General features: G+C 65.8%; 18 protein-coding genes. 3 read left to right on the forward strand and 15 right to left on the reverse strand.

The window, feature by feature from the left end; all coding sequences use genetic code 11:
* Window positions 1-27 precede the first annotated feature (27 nt).
* The 6 genes from RIN79_RS10830 to RIN79_RS10855 form a co-directional block, all read right to left on the reverse strand.
* Entirely contained in the window at window positions 28-933 is a 906-nt protein-coding gene (locus tag RIN79_RS10830) for an SDR family NAD(P)-dependent oxidoreductase (protein ID WP_309084666.1), read from the reverse strand.
* 151 nt (window positions 934-1,084) lie between these two features.
* Window positions 1,085-1,867 (reverse strand): hypothetical protein, encoded by a 783-nt coding sequence (locus RIN79_RS10835; protein ID WP_309084667.1) that lies wholly within the window; start codon window positions 1,865-1,867, stop codon window positions 1,085-1,087.
* 9 nt (window positions 1,868-1,876) lie between these two features.
* Window positions 1,877-2,470, reverse strand: coding sequence for a protein-S-isoprenylcysteine O-methyltransferase (locus tag RIN79_RS10840; RefSeq protein ID WP_375165915.1), 594 nt, complete (start codon window positions 2,468-2,470; stop codon window positions 1,877-1,879).
* A 72-nt stretch (window positions 2,471-2,542) separates the two neighbouring features.
* The gene (locus RIN79_RS10845; protein ID WP_309084668.1) at window positions 2,543-3,196 is read right to left on the reverse strand and encodes a hypothetical protein; all 654 of its coding nucleotides are present in this window, start codon (window positions 3,194-3,196) and stop codon (window positions 2,543-2,545) included.
* A gap of 140 nt (window positions 3,197-3,336) precedes the next feature.
* A complete protein-coding gene (locus RIN79_RS10850) occupies window positions 3,337-3,477 on the reverse strand; it encodes an ABC transporter (RefSeq protein WP_309084669.1) in 141 nt (46 codons plus the stop codon).
* Window positions 3,478-3,679: 202 nt separating this feature from the next.
* Complete coding sequence (locus RIN79_RS10855) at window positions 3,680-4,183, reverse strand: L,D-transpeptidase (protein WP_375165918.1); 504 nt, start codon at window positions 4,181-4,183, stop codon at window positions 3,680-3,682.
* Between the two features lie 516 nt (window positions 4,184-4,699).
* Here RIN79_RS10855 and RIN79_RS10860 point away from each other — a divergent pair.
* Window positions 4,700-5,527 carry a D-alanyl-D-alanine carboxypeptidase family protein gene (locus RIN79_RS10860; RefSeq protein ID WP_309084670.1) on the forward strand — a complete coding sequence of 276 codons (828 nt, stop codon included), beginning with the start codon at window positions 4,700-4,702 and terminating at the stop codon, window positions 5,525-5,527.
* A gap of 54 nt (window positions 5,528-5,581) precedes the next feature.
* Here RIN79_RS10860 and RIN79_RS10865 read toward each other — a convergent pair whose 3' ends face one another.
* From RIN79_RS10865 to RIN79_RS10905, 9 genes are all read right to left on the reverse strand, one after another.
* On the reverse strand, window positions 5,582-6,511 hold the full coding sequence (locus RIN79_RS10865; RefSeq protein ID WP_309084671.1) for an ABC transporter permease: 930 nt from the start codon (window positions 6,509-6,511) through the stop codon (window positions 5,582-5,584).
* Window positions 6,508-8,031 (reverse strand): sugar ABC transporter ATP-binding protein, encoded by a 1,524-nt coding sequence (locus RIN79_RS10870; RefSeq protein WP_309084672.1) that lies wholly within the window; start codon window positions 8,029-8,031, stop codon window positions 6,508-6,510. The genes RIN79_RS10865 and RIN79_RS10870 overlap by 4 nt, the downstream gene beginning before the upstream one ends.
* A gap of 13 nt (window positions 8,032-8,044) precedes the next feature.
* On the reverse strand, window positions 8,045-8,956 hold the full coding sequence (locus tag RIN79_RS10875; RefSeq protein ID WP_309084673.1) for a sugar ABC transporter substrate-binding protein: 912 nt from the start codon (window positions 8,954-8,956) through the stop codon (window positions 8,045-8,047).
* A gap of 40 nt (window positions 8,957-8,996) precedes the next feature.
* Window positions 8,997-10,454 carry an FGGY family carbohydrate kinase gene (locus tag RIN79_RS10880; RefSeq protein WP_309084674.1) on the reverse strand — a complete coding sequence of 486 codons (1,458 nt, stop codon included), beginning with the start codon at window positions 10,452-10,454 and terminating at the stop codon, window positions 8,997-8,999.
* A gap of 50 nt (window positions 10,455-10,504) precedes the next feature.
* On the reverse strand, window positions 10,505-11,050 hold the full coding sequence (locus tag RIN79_RS10885; RefSeq protein WP_309084675.1) for a MarR family transcriptional regulator: 546 nt from the start codon (window positions 11,048-11,050) through the stop codon (window positions 10,505-10,507).
* Between the two features lie 2 nt (window positions 11,051-11,052).
* Entirely contained in the window at window positions 11,053-11,922 is an 870-nt protein-coding gene (locus RIN79_RS10890) for a fumarylacetoacetate hydrolase family protein (protein ID WP_309084676.1), read from the reverse strand.
* 36 nt (window positions 11,923-11,958) lie between these two features.
* Window positions 11,959-13,011 (reverse strand): gentisate 1,2-dioxygenase, encoded by a 1,053-nt coding sequence (gtdA, locus tag RIN79_RS10895; RefSeq protein ID WP_309084677.1) that lies wholly within the window; start codon window positions 13,009-13,011, stop codon window positions 11,959-11,961.
* Window positions 13,012-13,154: 143 nt separating this feature from the next.
* A complete protein-coding gene (locus RIN79_RS10900) occupies window positions 13,155-14,060 on the reverse strand; it encodes an IclR family transcriptional regulator (protein WP_309084678.1) in 906 nt (301 codons plus the stop codon).
* Between the two features lie 22 nt (window positions 14,061-14,082).
* Complete coding sequence (locus tag RIN79_RS10905) at window positions 14,083-15,189, reverse strand: iron-containing alcohol dehydrogenase (RefSeq protein ID WP_309084679.1); 1,107 nt, start codon at window positions 15,187-15,189, stop codon at window positions 14,083-14,085.
* A gap of 96 nt (window positions 15,190-15,285) precedes the next feature.
* On the opposite strand from RIN79_RS10905, the gene RIN79_RS10910 reads away from it, so the two are divergent.
* On the forward strand, window positions 15,286-16,314 hold the full coding sequence (locus RIN79_RS10910) for a uroporphyrinogen decarboxylase family protein (protein WP_309084680.1): 1,029 nt from the start codon (window positions 15,286-15,288) through the stop codon (window positions 16,312-16,314).
* A gap of 19 nt (window positions 16,315-16,333) precedes the next feature.
* Window positions 16,334-17,053 carry an alpha/beta hydrolase gene (locus RIN79_RS10915; protein ID WP_309084681.1) on the forward strand — a complete coding sequence of 240 codons (720 nt, stop codon included), beginning with the start codon at window positions 16,334-16,336 and terminating at the stop codon, window positions 17,051-17,053.
* Window positions 17,054-17,112: the final 59 nt, after the last annotated feature.

Raw genomic sequence — 17,112 nt, forward strand, 5'->3', positions numbered from 1 at the left:
AGCAACTTCGCCCGGCAGCGCTAATCCTCAGCGCCGCCCGCCGGCGCGCTTGGTGCGGAAAATGCCTGGGGAGAGGCTCCATCGCCGCGCGCCGCAGCAATTCTTGAACTTCTTGCCCGATCCGCACGGACACGGATCGTTCCCGCTGCGCTGCAGCCTCGCAATCAGAGGCAGAAGGAGGGAGGCCGGCAAAAGCCTGGCGGCGACCACGGCCAGCTTTGCCGAGAAGCCCGGCACGACGAGGCGGCGGCGCGCCCTGAACCCCCGCCAGGCGCGCTCCGCGACCATCTCGGCCTCCGCCGTAGGGAGCAGGCGGAAAAGCGCGGCATGCGCCGCTTTCGAAGCTTCGAGGAAATCCGTGCGCACGGGACCGGGCGCCACGCATGTGACCGTCACGCCGGCGCGGCGGAATTCCTGATAAAGCGCCTGGGAGAAGGAGCCCACGAACGCCTTGCTGGCGTAGTAGAGGGTCATGTACGGGCCGGGCACGAAACCGGCGATGGAGCTGAAATTGATGACGCCGCCGCGCCGCCGGGCGGCCATGCCGGGTAGAAAGCGCAGCGTGAGCTCGCTGAGCGCGCGGATATTGAGGTCCACGATCCCGAGTTGCTCCTCGAGCGGCAGGGCCACTGCCGCCCCGCGCAGACCGTAGCCGGCGCTGTTGACCAGCACCTCGCAGACGAGCCCGTTCTCGATCAGGAAGCTTTCGAGCCGCCCCGGAGCGTCGCGCTCCAGAAGGTCGAGGGCGAGAGTAAAGGGTTCGCCGCCGGCTTCAGCAACCTCGCGCGCGGCCTCATCGAGCCCGTCGGACGACCGGCCGATAAGGACGAGCGGCCCACCCTCCCGCGCCGCCACCCTTGCGATCGCCCGCCCGATGCCCGCCGAGGCCCCGGTCACCACGATCGCTGGCCGCGGCTCACCCACTATTGTCATTCGCACTGCTCCATGGGGCTGGATCGCCCGGTGGGAGGGCAGGGAATGCGCTTGCCTATGAGCTCGCGGACCCGCCCTCCCGGCGGAGGAGGTAATTCATCAGGGGAGGAGCGTAAAGCGCCAAGCTGGAGGACGGTACGGCAGGAGACCGTTACCGCAGCCGGCTTTCCTGCAAGACCGGACTGGCCGGCGTTCCCGCGTCTTTCGAAAGCTCCTCGGCGACGATGCCGTTGAGGATGTTTTCGAACCGCTCCAATGCGCGAGCAATGTCCGCGCCGTCCATCACCCGGTGATCGTAGTGGATGCGCACATTGACGCGCCCGTCCTCGCCGATGGGGCCGTAATTGAGGAGCGTCGTGAGCGGGGTGAGCGGGTTCAGCGAATCGGCTCCCAGGCCCGAATAGACGGAGAGCTGGAAGGTGCCGAAATAATTCGCCCGCTGCCGGCCGATATTGAGGCCGAACCACATCAGGAGCCACCGGACGGGAAGCGGCATGCGTGCCAGCCGCAGGGCGCGGCGAAACTCCTTCACCTCCAACACCGAGCGGGTGCGCGCAGTCTGCAGCGATGCATTCAGCTGCTGCAGCGAATGACGCTCCGGCCCCTTGATGAGGCTCAGCAGCACCGCCCGCTCGCCCTCATACTCCCGCTCATGGGCGATCGAGGCCACGCTCATGGGATATTCGTAAAGATGCGGCCAGGGGAATTTCACATAGGCGCGGCGCAGCTCCGGCACGTCCTGCGCAAGGAGCGCATAGCCCCTGAGAAAGATGGCGGTCCAGGAGGGTCTGGGACTAAGGCTTGCCCGCGCCTCCACGAGCGGACGCAGATTCATCTGCCGCTGCACGGCGACCCTGGGGACATTGATCGAAAACCTCATCAGGTCGCCGACCAGGCGGCGGGGCACCGAAAGCTTGAGGGCTCGGCCGCGCATGCATCACCTCTAGTAGAGATAAGGGATGATCCTCTTGGTCCTCTCCATATAGTCGCGGTACTGCGGACCGAAACTTTCCAGCATCATATGCTCTTCCTTGTCCACCCGGAGGAAAAAGAGCGTGGCAAAGCCAAGCAGTCCGACCAGTCCGACGATCCAGTTCGACAGGAGGAGAAACTGGCCAACTGCCATCAGCAGGAAGGACGTGTACATCGGATGGCGCACAAGGGCATAGGGCCCGGTGGAGATGAGATTGTGCTGGTCGCGAATTTCCAGCGTGATCGACCAGTTGCGCCCTAGCGCCTTGTGAGAGATGCGGAAAACCCAGAGAGCGAGGGCGAATAAGAGTGCTCCCGCAGCAATGCTCCACAAGCTTGCCAGAAAATCGGCGCGTTCGGGGAAATCCGTGAGCAGGTAGAATGCCGGGAAGACCGCAAGGCCGAACAATGCGGCGGCAAGGCCGATGGAATCGGAAAGCGAGCGGCTCTCCTTCACCACCCGCACGCGCTTGGCCCGGCGCTCGAAGGGATAGCGGATGACATACCAGGCGATGATCCCCAGGACCCAGAGGATCTCGCCGAGGGAATCGAAGGTCAGCTGCATCCTATGTCACCGGTGCCTTTGCTTCAGGACCCGCTCCGGAGTCGGGAAGCTCCGGCACCGGGCCTGGCGAAATCAAGCCGCCGGGCGCGTGACGCCGATGGCATTCGGGCCGCCATTCATCTCCCGTAGCTTGGTGATGAAGTCGCGCGGCTTCAGCCAGATGAAGGGCGTCTTGTACCCCATGAAGCGCGCTATGTCGGCCACGAAGGCATTGCAGTTGTAGAGTGCGGCATGCCAGGTGCGGGAGTTTTTCTGCAGCCCGCGTATATAGGCGAGCACTCTGCGGTACTCGGATTCGTCGAGCATCACGCGCCAGTTCGCCGACATGTATTCGTCTTCCAGGTCGCCGTCGCTCCAACCGGTTTCAGCCGGCACCGGGAGAACATGGCCCAGCATATAGGGAACGACGCTGTCCGACGCCGGATGCAGGCCTGCGACCTCAGGGTTGATCATGTTGCCCGCCTGGTCCAACTCGCCGAAGATGACGAAGGAATGCCCGTAGCTGAGGGCATAGCGGGACCTGAATTCGATGAAATGTCTCTTCTGGGCGATTTCGGGCGACTGAGTCGCCGCCAATGCGCCGGATGCCAGGGCCTGTGCGGCTGGGGCGCCAACCTGGATGCTCGAGCGCGTATCCGTCTGCCCGCTGGTCTCGCAGGACGCGACGGCGATCGCGAAGAGGCATATCAGGGATAGGCGAAGAGCTGGGCCAAACCTACGCGTCATGCGCGCTCCTACTGCGGATTCACGCAAACCTACCGCCTCCACGTGATGCGGGCTTTGCCGCCGGCGGAAGCCGCCCAGGTCGAATTGCATGAAACGGGCAAGGGCCACCGGCCCTTGCCCGTATTGGTATCGGTCTATGCTTACTTATAGACCGGTGCCGGCTGGGTATCAACCACGGCGGCAGGAGCGGGAGCCGGGGCTTTGCCCTTGCCCTTACCCATGCAGCCGGAGAGACCTGCTACCGCGACGGCGGTGGCGACAACGATGAATACTTTGCTCATAAGCAATCCTTCCCCTCAAGCGGGTTGCGACAGTACGATTCAGCAAATAGCGTCAATCGGCTGGACGGCCTAGTGCACGAAAGACACAATTCCTGACTTAGTGACAAAAATGACAGCCTCATAACCTTGCTGGCTGGGCGAGAGCGCCCGATGCGCCTCTCATTTGCGAGTATCGCCTTGACAGGCAAGCGCGATTCACAGGTCAGATGATGAGGACCGGCGTGCCCACAGGCGTCCGGTCGTAGAGGTGGGTGATGTCGTCATTGGTCAGGCGGATGCAACCGCTCGAGACGGCTTGGCCGATCGACCACGGCTCATTGGTTCCATGCAGGCGGAACATCGTGTCGCGCCCGTCGCGGTAAAGATAAAGGGCCCGCGCGCCGAGGGGGTTTTGCGGGCCGCCGGGCACGCCGCCGGCAAACTGCAGAAGGCGCGGGTCGCGCCGCATCATGTTCTGTGTCGGCGTCCATGAAGGCCACTCCGCCTTCCGGCCCACCTTCACCCTGCCGGTGACCGTCAAGCCCTCGCGGCCGACGCCGACGCCGTAGCGCGTCGCCGTGCCGCCCTCCTCGACGAAGTAAAGGAAGCGCTCGTTCCGATCCACCACGATGGAGCCCGGCGCTTCTCCCCCGCTATAGGGGACCTGCTGCCGCCGGTAGATGGGATCGACCTGGAACGCCGCAGCCGGATCGGCGACGGGCGCCATCGCCAGCGGCACCTCCCGAGGCACCGATGATGCGCATCCGGTCGCCGCAAAAGCGACACCGCCCACCAAAAGGCTCCGCCGCGTCACGCTCGCCTTGTTCATTTTCGTCATTTCAAGTCCTCGTGACCTCTTAAAGCCCCGTCTCCGCGACAGAGCTGTTCTTCGCAGTGCGAACCATATCGACGGGGTGAATGCAATTGCAAAGCTGCAATAGTTCGGAAAATAAAACGTTAAGACGCGGCCCCCTGTACTGGCCGTAGGGAGCTGCGGGGCAGGAATGACCGGGCCCTCTGCGGGGATTCACAAGAGACAGCTTCATGGGGCCGCTATGATCTTGCCGAGGCCCCTCGTTCAGTCTTTATATGCAGCGGGCGAGATAGGCGGGGTTGCTCTCATTTGCGTTATGGGCGCTCAGCATGCCGCTCCGCGCGGCCCGGTGCTCGCGCTTCATCGTCGTGGCAGCCATTGCGGGGGCAAAGCAGGGTGCAGGTATCGTCGCTGAGGACTTCGTTTCGCTTGCCGATAGTCGCTTTGCTGCTGCTGACGGCGCTCTATGGCTGCACCACCACGGCGGTTCTGGCGCCCTCCGTATCGCCGCTCACTTCTGAGAAATACGCGGCGATCGTCGTCGACGCGAATTCCGGAAGGGTGCTTTACGAGAGCGCTGCGCACCAGCCGCGCTATCCCGCCTCGCTTACCAAGATGATGACGCTCTACATGCTGTTCGAGGCGCTCGATACCGGCCGCGTCGGATTGCCGACCCAACTGCCGGTTTCAGCCAATGCGGCCTCCAAGCCACCATCGAGGCTCGGCCTGAAGCCGGGGGAGAGCATCGACGTCCAGACAGCAATACTCGCCCTCTGCGTGAGATCGGGCAACGATGTGGCCGCGGCGGTCGCCGAATATCTGGGAGGCTCGGAAGAGCAGTTTGCCTGGATGATGACGGTGAAGGCGCGCGAACTGGGCATGCGCTCGACCAATTTCCGCAACGCCTCCGGCCTGCCCGATCCGGGGCAGATCACGACGGCCTATGACATGGCGGTCCTGGCTATGGCGTTACGCACGCGCTTTCCTCACCACTACCACTATTTCGCAAATCGCAGCTTTTCCCACGCCGGTCGCGTGATCCGCGGGCACTACGATCTGCTTGGCCGCGTCAACGGCGTCGATGGGATCAAGACCGGCTATATCCGCGCTTCCGGCTACAATGTTGCCACCTCCGCGAGCGCAGGCGGACGGCGCATCGTCGTGGTGGTCATGGGCGGGAAAAGCGCGAAGGAGCGCGACGCTCACGTCGAAGAGCTCATCCACGCCTATCTGCCTCGCTCGACGCCCTCGTCCTGAACGGAAGGGCGACTTGTGGACCGGCGGGCATCCGCCGGGCGGGAAACCCGTGCCTCAGGGCGAAGTGCGGGCGATATTGCGTACCAAGACCGCTCCGATGATGATCAGGCCGGTGAAGATGTCCTGCAGATAGTTGGGCACGCCGAGGATCGTCAGGCCGTTGGCGACGACGGCGATGATCGCAGCGCCGAGCAGCGTGCCCGCCGCGTTGGCCTGCCCGTCGCGAAAAGCGGTCATGCCGAGAAACGCCGCCGCATAGGCTTGCAGCAGGAAGCCGTTGCCGCCGGTCGGGTGGGCACTGCCGAGTCGCGCCGCGAGCAGCAGGCCGGCCGCGGCGGCAAAGAGCGTGCACAGGCCAAAAGCCCAAACTGTGCTGCGCACGACGGGAACGCCTGTGAGCCGGGCAGCTTCCCGGTTGCCGCCGATCGCCAGCATGCGCCTGCCGAGCTCCGTATGGTCGAGGACAAGGAGGGCGAACAGCGTGGCGGCCACCGCCCACAGCGTCAGCACGGGAATGCCGAGGAGGTAGCCGCGGCCAAGGTCGCGGAAAGCGGCGGGGATGTTGGAAAACAGCGTGGCGCCGTCGCTGATCCAGAATGTGGCGCCGCCGACGATCGTGCCCATGGCGAGGGTCATGATGAAGCTCGGCATCCGCCATGTTGCGATCAGGAAACCGCTCACGCAGCCGACGCAAAAGCCGAGCGCCAGCGTGACGAGTATGGCGGGGATGATCCCCCAGCCAAGCCCGAAGAGAGTGACCGAAACGATGCCGGCCATCGAAACCACGGCGCCGACCGAAAGGTCGAACTCCGAAAGCGCCATCACGAAAGTGGCGCCGAGGGCCACGATCGCGAGCAGCGACATCTGCTGCGTGATGTTCACCAGGTTGGAAGGCTTGGCGAAGGAGTCCGGCGAGAGCGCCGAGAAGAGGGCGATGATCGCGACCAGGCCGACGAGCGTGCCGAACCGGGAGAGAAAGGTCATTCCGCGCCTCCGAGAGCTTCCGTCGGTGTGCTGCCCGGCCGGCTGAAGACGGCATCCAGGATCGACTGGCGCGTGACGTTCCTGTTGGGCGTGTCCAGCACGATGCTGCCGCCGGCCATGACAAGGATACGGGTGGCGAGGGCCAGAAGCTCCTCCATGTCGCTTGTGACGAAGATGACGGCTGCCCCGCCCTCGGCGAGCCTGCGGCACATGCCGTGGATTTCCGCCTTGGACCGGACATCCACGCCCCGCGTCGGCTCGTCGGCGAGGAGCAGGCGCGTCGTCTCGGCAGGCCAGCGGCCCATCATGATCTTCTGCTGGTTTCCGCCCGAAAGGGTCGAGACGCGGTGGTCGAGGCGGCGATATCTGACATTGAGTCTGGCTAGGACGGTGCGGGCGCCGGCGCGGGCCTTCCGCCAGGAGATCAGCGGCAAAGGCTTTGCGGCGCGGCATGTCTCGAGCCGCGGCAACACCACATTGTCGAGCACGGAATGCTGCATGATGAGGCCGCTGTTGCGCCGGTCCTCGGGCACATAGGCGACCCCGGCGGCGAGGCGGGCGGCGATTCCCGCCGGCGGCATTGCGTTTCCGTTCACGGCGATCCGGCCGCTGGCATTCGGCTTGGCGCCCCAGGCCGCCTTCAGGAAGGTCGAGCGGCCGCTGCCGACCACGCCGTAGAGGCCGATGACCTCCCCCTGGTACGCCGTGATGTCGACAAGTGGGCGGGACGGGGCCGGCCGGAAGCCGGAAAGCTCTAGCACCGGCGTCCCCCGCCGGTGATGTACCTCCGGCGCAGCATCCACGATTTCCTCGCCGGCCATGAGGGAGACGATGCCTTCGCGCGTGGTGGACTTGAGACTTCCCTCGCCGACGGTGCGCCCGTTGCGCAGGACCGTATAGTCGTCGGCGACTTCGAAGATCTCGTCCAGCCGGTGCGAGACATAGATGATGGCGCGGCCCTCACCGGCAAGGCGGCGCACGACCCTGTGAAGCATGGCGGCCTCGCTCTGGCTAAGGGAGGCGGTCGGCTCGTCGAGGACCAGAATGCGCGCCTCGTCCATGAGCGCGCGCAGGATTTCCACGATCTGGCATTTGGCGACGGACAGCCTGCCGACGGGCATGTCCAGGTCCAGGTCCAGGCCGTGGCGATCGCGGACCTCGGCAAAGCGCGCCCGCATCGCCCGCCAGGCGATGAGCCCGCGGCGGCGAGGATAGGGGCGGCCGACAAAGGCGTTCTCATAGGCCGTGAAACCGGGCACGAGATTGATCTCCTGGTGCACGAAGCGCAGGCCCGCCCGCTCCGCCTCGCGCGGATCGTGCGGGGCGAAGCGCTCCCCCCCGAGCCTCATCGCGCCCCCGTCCGGCCGGTGGACGCCGGACAGGCACTTCAGCAAGGTGGATTTGCCCGCGCCGTTCTCCTCGGGGAGAACGTGAACGCGGCCGGCGCTGACCCGCATGCGGACGCCGTCGAGCGCGGCCACGCCGCCGAAGCGTTTGGTCAGGCCCTCGATCTCGAGCATGAAGGCGGCGCCGCTACTCGCAGGTGGTGCCGAGGCTTTTGCGGTCAATCACCGTGGCGTCGACAAAAATTTCCCGATTGTCGGGCTGGCCCCCGTCGAGCACAGCGGAAATCTGTTCGACAGCGGCTTTTGCAATGCCGGGAAAGTCCTGCCGGACCGTGGCGATGAGGTTGGTGCACTGGCCGATAAGCTCCACCGCCTGCGGATTTCCGTCTATGCCCGCGATCAGGATGTCGGAATCCGGCATGTCGCTCTGCAGCGCCAGGAGTGCGCCGATCGCCGGTTCGTCCCATGCCGCCCACACCCCGTCGATCTCCTCGCCATGCTGGCGGATGAAGGTCTCCATGGCCTGGCGGGCATTGTCGATCGGCCCTGGCACCTGCACATAATGTTCGGCGATAACTTCGATGCCCTGGTTCTTCTTGAGCGCCTCGTCCAGCGCCAGCTCGCGCTGCCGCACGCCCGGATGGGCGGAATGGAAGAATTTCACGATCTTGCCCTGACCGCCGAGCTGTTCGAAGAGATAGTCCGAGAGGATCGTGCCGAGCGCGAAATTATCCGTCGTGATATTGGCCGCCACACCGTCGGCAAGCGCGCCGTCGAGTGAGAAGACGGGGATCCCCTTGTCCGCCGCGGCCTTGACCTGATCGCCGATCTGGTTGGGATCGACGCTGACGAGGACGATCACTTTCGCGCCGGCATTGGTCACGTCCTCCACGCGGCTTGCAAGCTGCTGGAAGTCGCCGCGCGTGTCGACCACGGTCACGCTCCACCCTTTGGCCTCCGAGTCCGTCTTGAAGGTCTCGACCATCTCGTTGGTCGCGACGGAACTGAGATAGGGCGTCAGCACTGCGACCTCCTCCGCCCCTGCTGCGCCTGTATAGAAGCCGGCCAGCGCCGCCATGGCCAGGATACGTCGTCTCATTTCCACCCTCCCCACTTTCGGTTCGATGTACTCGCGCCGCTTATCGCAGCCATTTTGCGTGTTCGCGCGCAAAATGCGATGCGGCAAGATAGGTCCGGTAGCGGCCCTCGAGGCGCTCGGCAAGCCGGGTGCGCGGCATCACGGTCCTGGCGGCGGCGAGCGCCCCCTCCTCGATCCTGATCCCCGCCTTGCCGGCGACCATGCGCAGGACGCCGAGCGCCGTCATCTCGCGGCTTTCCTCGGCCACCCTCATCTCGCGCCCGAGTACATCGGCGAGGATCTGCTGCTGCGCGGGATGCCGCGCCGCGCCTCCGATGAGGGTGAGGGGCGAGGAGGGGAGGCCGGCGGTCTCCAGATTGTGACGGACTGCGAAGGCGATTCCCTCCATGACCGCCCGGGCCACGGCTCCTGGACCGTGCGAGCGGTCCAGGCCGAGAAAGGCGCCGCGCACCTGCTTGTCCTCGAACGGAGCCCGCTCGCCGCAAAGATAGGGCAGGAACAGCATGCCGCAGGGTTCCTCGTCCTCGGCTGCGGCCGCGTCAAGCAGTGCCGCGACCGGTTTGCCCGTCAGCTCAGCTGCCCAGTCCAGCGCCGCGCCCGCTGTGAGAAAGGGCGAAATGATGATGGCGCGGTCGGCGCGAAGGGGATCGGCGAGCGTGTAGATGTCTCTCGGCGGGGCTGCATCGGCCATGGAGAGGGTGGCCGCCACCCACCCCGTGGTTCCAAGATAGGCATAGGCGGCGCCCGGGCTGTCGGCGAGCGCGCCCCATGTGGCGGCGGCCGCGTCGCCCGCCCCGTTGAAGACAGGAATGCCGGCCGGCAGGCCGAGCTCCCGCGCCGGCGCCGGCAGAAGGCTGCCGACAACGGCATCGGCGGCCATGATCTCCGGCAAGGCGGCGGGATCGACGCCTGAGGCCGTCGTCAGGGCCTCGTCCCAGATCCGCGATGAAATATTCATCAGACCGGTCGTGGAAGCCGTGGTCGGGTCTATGGCTGCACGACCGGTCAGCCGCGAGGTCACCGCGTCCTTCGCACCGAAGGTCCAGTGGATATCAGGACGTGAAGCGGCGCCCGGCACGAAACGTTCCCGGCACATGAGCTTGAGGATCGTATGGGCGGGGTCGAGCCGGTTGCCCGTCCGCTGCGCGTAGTCGTCCGGGAGCCTTGAAACGAGGGCGCGCACCTCCTCCTCGTCCAGTCTGCGATCGGAGTAGAGCGCTGCGGGCGCAATCGCCTGCCCGTTGCCGTCGAGCGCGACGAGGTTCTGCATCGAGCCGGTGAAGGCGAGCGCCGCGATCGAGTCCCTGGCTGGCAGGGCGGCCAGCGCAGACTTCAGCGCCGACCACCATTGGGCCGGATCCTGCTCCTGCGAACCATCGGGACCGATGGCGGTGGAGAGCGGCTGGGTCGAGGCGGCGGCGATTCTGCCGCCGGCGTCGAACACGACGGCCTTCAGTGCCGAAGAGCCGATATCCACCGCAAGAAGAGTCCGGTCCAAAGCCTTGCCCCTAGCCCTTTCCGATCAGAGCAATTCCGCGACTGGATTTGTCAAGTGCGGATCGGGTCCGCCGCCGGCTGGGCGTCGATAGGCACAGTCGTTTCCCGCGATGAAGGATCCTGGGCGGCAATGGCGGCCTCCCCGCCGGCAATGGCCTTGTCGAGAAGCGCCAGGAACAGCGCCCTTTCCTCCGCGCTGAGGTTGCGCAGCAGATCCGCCTCGTGCCTCGGAGTCTCCGCTTCCACAAGCGCTGCCGCTCTGACGCCCGCCTCCGACAGGCGCAGTTCGAATATCCTGCCATCGGCCTGCGACCTCCTGCGCGCGACGAACCCCTGTTCGAGGAGAGGGCCGAGGGTTTGCTGCAGCGTCGGTGCCTCGATGCGCAGCAGGCGGGCAAGAGTATTCTGGCTGAGGTCGGGATAGCGGCGGATGAGCAGGAGGACGCCGCCTTGCACGGGCGTCACCTTCAGCCCGCGCCGCGAGAACCATTTCTGCCAATGGGCGAGGAAGAGCCCCTGAAGGCGCCGGATCCGGATGCCGGCAATATTCTCAAGAAGGTTCCTCTCGTGATCCTCGGCCGCTGCCGGGCCGTTCATGCCTATCTGCGGTCCCAATTGCCCACCACGCGCACATCTATCGACCCGATCCCCTCGAAGCTGGCGTGGAGGATGTCTCCCGCCGCGACCGGCGCGACGCCTTCCGGTGTCCCGGTCATGATGACATCACCCGGATAGAGCGTATAGGCCTTGCTGGCGAATTCGATAAGCTTCTGCACGTTGAAGATCAGCATGTTCGTGTTGGCTTTCTGCCGCGTCTCACCGCCGATCGTGAGTTCGAAGTTGAGATTGTTGGGATCGGCGATCTCGTCCGCCGTCACGAGCCACGGGCCCAGAACGCTGAACGTGTCCAGCGACTTGCGGTAGCTGCGCTCCTCCGGGCCGCGGATGGTCATGTCCAGGCCGATCGTATAGCCAGCGACATGGTCGAGCGCCTCTTCCTCCCGGATGCGGAAGCCCCTCTTGCCGATCACCACGGCAAGCTCGATCTCGTGATCGGTGCGCCTGTCGGGCCAGTCGACCACGATCGCGTCGGAAGGACCGATCAGCGAACTGGTCGCCTTCAGGAAGACGCCGGCCTCCGCGATCGGCTTGATCTTCATCCCGTGATGCAGCGCGCTGTCGTCAAGCACCTCGTCGAGATGGGCCCGGTAGTTGACCGGAGCGCCGATGATCTTGCCCGGATTGGCGATGGGGCTGAGCAGCTTCACCTCGGACAGCGGCTTGGCCGGGGCGGTTTTTGCCAGCGCCTCCGTCTTCGGGCGCAGCTCGCCGAAATGGGCCATGAAGACGTCGCCGTGCGGGAACGGCCAGCGATAGCTCGGCAATTCCTCCAGCACGGTGCTCACATCGCGCACCTGGTCGCCCTCGACCACGCCGAGGCGATTGTCGTTAAAACGGCAGAAACGCATGTCTTGCTCCGGATATCAGTTGCAAAGGTGGACGGCTTAGGGCCGGGCGCGGTCTTCGCAGAAATAGCCGAGCTTTTCCTGCGCGACCCGGTCGGAAAAGCAGAAGACGACGCAATCCTCGCTAGCCTTGAACGAGCGCCACTTCCAGCCAGGCACCGCGATGACGTCCCGCGGGGAGAAATCCAGCACCTTGTCGCCGACGGTGATCGTGCCGCTTCCCTCGGCGATGCACATGATGATCCCGTCCGTCGAACGGATGCGCGCCGTCTCCATGTCTCTGGGAATCAGCGTGACCCAGGCCGACATGGTCGGCATGGTCCAGCCGCCGTCCATAGGGTTCGCATAGCGCAGCGTGGTGCCCAGATGCGGATCGACCGCTTCGCCGCGCGATGCCTTGTAGAGCGCCTCGCGCGTGCGCTCGTACGGATAGTTGAAGATGGGCGTGGTCAGCCCGTAGCGGCTGCCGCCCGAGAGCGGCAGGAGACCCGACCCGAAGCGGGCGAGCGAATCCCCTTCCGGGCGCATAATCTCCTGGCGGTCGTCATTATAGTCTTCGCGGAACACCGCCTCGAAGAAGGCGATCATGGGCACGTCCAGCCCGTCGAGCCATACCGCCGGGTCGCTGCCTTCGTTGCCGTGGTCGTGATAGGCCCAGGCCGGCGTGATGACGAAGTCCCCAAAGCTCATTTTCGTGCGCTCGCCGCCAACGGCCGTATATGCGCCTTCACCCTCCAGCATGAAGCGCAGGGCGGACGGGGTATGCCTGTGCGCCGGCGCCGTCTCGCCGGGCATGATCACCTGGATGCCTGCATAGAGCGTGGAGGTGGCGCGGGATTGGCCGGGAAAAGCGGGGTTCTCGAGCACCAGCACCCGGCGCTCCGCTTCCTCCGCCGTCAGCAGGCTGCCTGATTCGATGACGAGCGGCCGGATATCCTGATACCGCCAGCGGTGCGGAAGCGCCTTCGAGCTCGGCTCGGGCGGAAGCATGCCTTTCATGACCTCCCACAACGGGGCGAGATCATGCGGCTTCAGCCGATCGTAGAATTCCTGGCGCTTCGAGCGCGTGGTTTCGTCGACGGAATGCTGCATGACTGCTCCTCCTCACTTGCAGACCGTAAGGTATACTAACGAGTTCTGGGCGGTCAATCGCGATCAGGAGAGCGCCTGTCCATACGTTGCAAAGCAAGGCGGCGCGAAAGGGACGGGGTCCTCCAGCGCTGCGGAAAGAAAAGTCAGGCAGGCGCTTCGCCGGGTATCTTGCGCCTGACGCGAGGGCGCGGAGCCGCCGCTTGTGCGGCTTCCTGCCTCCGCCGCTCGCTGGCGCCAAGTTTCTCCGAAAGCCGGCGGGCGGCGTCGAGCAGCGCCGCAATCGTCGCCTTTCGCCTGGCGCCGGTCAGCTGCTTGTCGGAGCCGAGCACGGTCATCGCCGCCGCGATGCGGCCCGAATAGTCGAACACCGGCGCGGCCACCGCAGCGAAATTGGAGTTTATGCTGTTGGTCGTCATGGCGTAGCCCTGCGCGCGGATGCTCTCGACAAGCCCGCCGAGGTCGGCGCCGCGCACGGCTGCGGGATTGCCGCCGGCCGCACGCTGCTCCTCAGAGGTGCGCACCGCGGACGCCAGCTCATCCTCGATGACGCCGCGCGTCTCGCTTTCCTCCAGAAAGGCGAGGAAAACCTGTCCCGTGGCGGAGGCGAGGAGGGGAAGGACATAGCCGAGCCGCACGGCGAGCGAGCCCTGCCGCTCGCCGTCCATCTTGGAGACGATGCCTGGGCCCCGGTCGCCCCAGAGGGAAAGATAGGTGGCAAAGCCCGTCGCATCGCGCAGAGCAGATAGCTCCTCGCGCGCGAGCTCGACCACGTCAAGTTGCCGGATCGCCGACAGACCAAGCTGGATGGCGAAACGGCCGAGGCCGTAGTGCCCGGTCGTCGGATCCTGGTAGGCGACGCCCTCGCTCACGAAGCTCACCAGATAGAGGTGCACCTTGCTGGGCGGCATACCGGCCGCCGCCGCGATCTCGCGCAGCGGCAGCGGTCCGTCGGCCGCCTCGAGGGCGCGGATCACCTGGAATCCGACCTCGATGGACTGGATGCGGCGCTGCTTCCATTCCTGTGTCGCGCGGTCTTTCTTCGCTGCCATCCAAATCCCCTTTTTCCGTCAGTTAGCGTGAAATGGCGGGGAGGTCGAGCGCCTCGCCATGTTCGAGGGCGCGGATCGCCCACGCCAGCCTCTCGGCCGCAAGGGGTGCCTTCTGGTTCTCCATGAAGGGGCTCTCGGCCGCCGCCTGGGCAAGGCGCAGGACGACCGCCTCGATCGGCTGCTCCAGGCCGAGCTCAGCCAGCGTGCGGGGTAAGCTGACAGCGCCGAAGAAGCCGTGCAGCTCCAGGAACTCGGCGGCGGGGCGTCCTTCCGCCACCACCTGCACCAGCGTTCCGTAAGCAGCGTGCTCGCCATGCAGAGAGTGGGAGCGGACATCTTCGATCGTGCCGAGCTCGGTAGCGATCGCATGCGCGACCGACAATCCGGTATTCTCGAACCCGATCGCGCTCATGAGCAGGACGGCCTCCACGGCGTACTCGAAATCCTCCGTCACCTCTCCCGTGCCCGCCACGCGCATCGCCGCCGGGCCATGCTCGACCAGCGTGCGGTAGCAGGCATCCGCCACCAGCCTGCCGGTGAGCAGTGGCCTCGCGCCATGCTTGGTCAGCCCCGCGCCCGCCCAGTTCGCTTCCGCTTCGAATTTCGTCGACAGCGCGTCGCCGATCCCGCCGCGCAGGAAACGCGCTGGGGCGGCCGCGATGATCGCCGTATCCACGATCACGAAAGCCGGATTGTCGTCCATCTGCTCGACCGCGGCGAGCCTGTGCGCCGCGTCATAGATCACCACGCCACGCGTTGCCGGCGCGTCGGTGGACGCGACGGTGGGCACGCTGATGAAGGGCAGGCGGTTTCGCCGCGCAACCCCCTTCGCCGTGTCGAGCGCGCGCCCGCCGCCGACGCCCACAACCACTTCGCCGCCGCCCTCCCGCACCTCGACCGCGAGCCGGTCCATCTCGGCAAGCGTGACGTCGCCGTCGAAGGGGATGATCTCGGCCACGATATCCTGCCGTCGCAGGCTCTCCTCAAGCACCGGCCGAAGCTGTTCGAGCACCGCCGCATCGCAGAGCACGCTGATCGACCGGCCGAGCGTGGCGGCCTTCTCGCCGAGCATCCCGATGGCGTCCGGCCCCTGGATGTAGAATCGCGGGGCCCTGAAGATCCTCGCCACGCCCTCCTCCTTGTTCCCTGCGGCCGCCCCGCGGTTGACATTGGCCGCGTTCGAAAACGTATAATGCCATTCGAGATGACATAAAGGGAGGATCGTGTGCTGTTTCCAACCACGCTCGTCGGGAGCTACCCCCAGCCGGAATGGCTGATCGACCGCAAGAAGCTCGCCGGGCGATTTCCGCCGCGCGTGCGTGCCAGGGAACTCTGGCGCATCCAGCCCGAGTACCTCGCCGAGGCGCAGGACGATGCGACCGTCATGGCCATCAAGGCTCAGGAGGAGGCAGGGCTCGACATCATCACGGACGGCGAGATCCGCCGCGAGAGCTATTCGAACCGCTTCGCGACGGCGCTGGAAGGCGTGGACCTCGACAATCCCGGCACGGCGCTCGACCGCTCCGGCCATCCCAATCCGGTGCCCCGGATCGTCGGCAAGATCCGCCGCAAGCACCCGGTCGAGGTGGAGGATGTAAAATTCCTCCGCCGGCACACGGACCGCAAGATCAAGATCACGGTCCCCGGGCCATTCACCATGGCCCAGCAGGCGCAAAACGATTTCTATTCCTCCGAGGAGGAGGCCGCGATGGACTATGCCGAAGCGGTCAATGCCGAGATCAAGGATCTCTTCGCCGCCGGGGCCGATATCGTGCAAATTGACGAGCCCTATATGCAGGCGCGTCCGCAGAAGGCCGAGCAGTACGGGCTGAAGGCGCTCAATCGGGCGCTCGAAGGGGTGACCGGCACCACCGCGGTGCATATCTGCTTCGGCTACGCGGCCATCATCCACGAGCGGCCCTCCGGCTATTCCTTCCTGACGCAGCTCAGCGGCTGCTCCTGCCATCAGGTTTCGCTCGAGACGGCCCAGTCGAAGCTCGACTGCTCCATCCTGACCGGCCTTCCGGGCAAGGCGATCATGCTGGGCGTCATCGACCTTTCCGACATGAATGTCGAAACGCCGGAGGTGGTGGCGGAGCGCATCCGCCGCGCGCTGCCTTATGTGGATGCGAAGAACATCATCGTAGCGCCGGATTGCGGCATGAAATACCTGCCGCGCGAGGTGGCCTTCGGCAAGATGCGGGCCATGGTCGAGGGCGCCAGGATCATGCGCCGCGAGTTCGGCGAGGCTTGAGCCCATCGGGAGAGGCGCAATGGTCCTCAAGACGATTGTCCTGGTCCAGGGCGCCTGGGGATCCAGCGCGAGCTGGACGCCGGTGGCCGCACTCTTGCGCGGGGCGGGCCATGTGGTCCATGTGCCGAGCCTGACCGGACTTGGCGAGCGCCGGCATCTGTTCAGCGGCTCGATCACGCTCGGCACGCACGTCCAGGATGTCGTCGGCGCGGTGGAGAGCGAGGGGCTGGAGCGCTTCGTGCTGGTCGGCCACTCCTATGGCGGCATGGTCATCACCGGCCTTGCCGACCTTATGCCTGACCGGATCGCCGGGCTCGTCTACCTCGACGCCTTCCTGCCCGAAAACGGGCAGTCGGTCTTCGACCTCATCGGCCCGGAGCGCACGCTCCTAAACCTGGCGCAGGCCGGCGATGCGGGTGGGCTCGGCGTGCCGCCGCCCGAGCGCCACGCGACGCGCGTGCCGCAGGACCTGCGCCACTACATGACGGGCCGCTCGCCGCAGCCGGTCGGCACGATGATTGAGCGCGTCCGGCTCAGCGGCGGCTACCGGAACGTCCCGCGCCGGCACTATGTCTCGGCGGTGATCGACCAGGCGCCCGTCTTCGCGCAGGCCTATGAGCGCGTCCGCTCCGATCCGCGCTGGACCAGCGAGACGATCGACACCGGCCACATGGTGCAGCTCGAAAAGCCCGCGGAAGTCGCGGGCATCATTGGCAGGTTCGCTGCCGAATCCGCTTAGCAAGCAGAGGCGGGGAGATTTACCCCGCTCTGGCCGGTAGGGCAGGGGGGTGCGAAGGG

The organism is Chelativorans sp. (assembly GCF_031180965.1).
Classification (GTDB): Bacteria; Pseudomonadota; Alphaproteobacteria; order Rhizobiales; family Rhizobiaceae; genus Chelativorans.

Coding starts and splice junctions, on each gene's coding strand:
- RIN79_RS10875 (WP_309084673.1), bottom strand. CDS start 8,956: ATGAGACGACGTATCCTGGCCATGGCGGCGCTGGCCGGCTTCTATACA.
- RIN79_RS10835 (WP_309084667.1), bottom strand. CDS start 1,867: ATGCGCGGCCGAGCCCTCAAGCTTTCGGTGCCCCGCCGCCTGGTCGGC.
- RIN79_RS10850 (WP_309084669.1), bottom strand. CDS start 3,477: ATGAGCAAAGTATTCATCGTTGTCGCCACCGCCGTCGCGGTAGCAGGT.
- RIN79_RS10830 (WP_309084666.1), bottom strand. CDS start 933: ATGACAATAGTGGGTGAGCCGCGGCCAGCGATCGTGGTGACCGGGGCC.
- RIN79_RS10870 (WP_309084672.1), bottom strand. CDS start 8,031: ATGCTCGAGATCGAGGGCCTGACCAAACGCTTCGGCGGCGTGGCCGCG.
- RIN79_RS10855 (WP_375165918.1), bottom strand. CDS start 4,183: ATGGCGCCCGTCGCCGATCCGGCTGCGGCGTTCCAGGTCGATCCCATC.
- RIN79_RS10890 (WP_309084676.1), bottom strand. CDS start 11,922: ATGCGTTTCTGCCGTTTTAACGACAATCGCCTCGGCGTGGTCGAGGGC.
- RIN79_RS10840 (WP_375165915.1), bottom strand. CDS start 2,470: ATGCAGCTGACCTTCGATTCCCTCGGCGAGATCCTCTGGGTCCTGGGG.
- RIN79_RS10865 (WP_309084671.1), bottom strand. CDS start 6,511: ATGACCTTTCTCTCCCGGTTCGGCACGCTCGTCGGCCTGGTCGCGATC.
- RIN79_RS10915 (WP_309084681.1), top strand. CDS start 16,334: ATGGTCCTCAAGACGATTGTCCTGGTCCAGGGCGCCTGGGGATCCAGC.
- RIN79_RS10900 (WP_309084678.1), bottom strand. CDS start 14,060: ATGGCAGCGAAGAAAGACCGCGCGACACAGGAATGGAAGCAGCGCCGC.
- RIN79_RS10885 (WP_309084675.1), bottom strand. CDS start 11,050: ATGAACGGCCCGGCAGCGGCCGAGGATCACGAGAGGAACCTTCTTGAG.
- RIN79_RS10845 (WP_309084668.1), bottom strand. CDS start 3,196: ATGACGCGTAGGTTTGGCCCAGCTCTTCGCCTATCCCTGATATGCCTC.
- gtdA (WP_309084677.1), bottom strand. CDS start 13,011: ATGCAGCATTCCGTCGACGAAACCACGCGCTCGAAGCGCCAGGAATTC.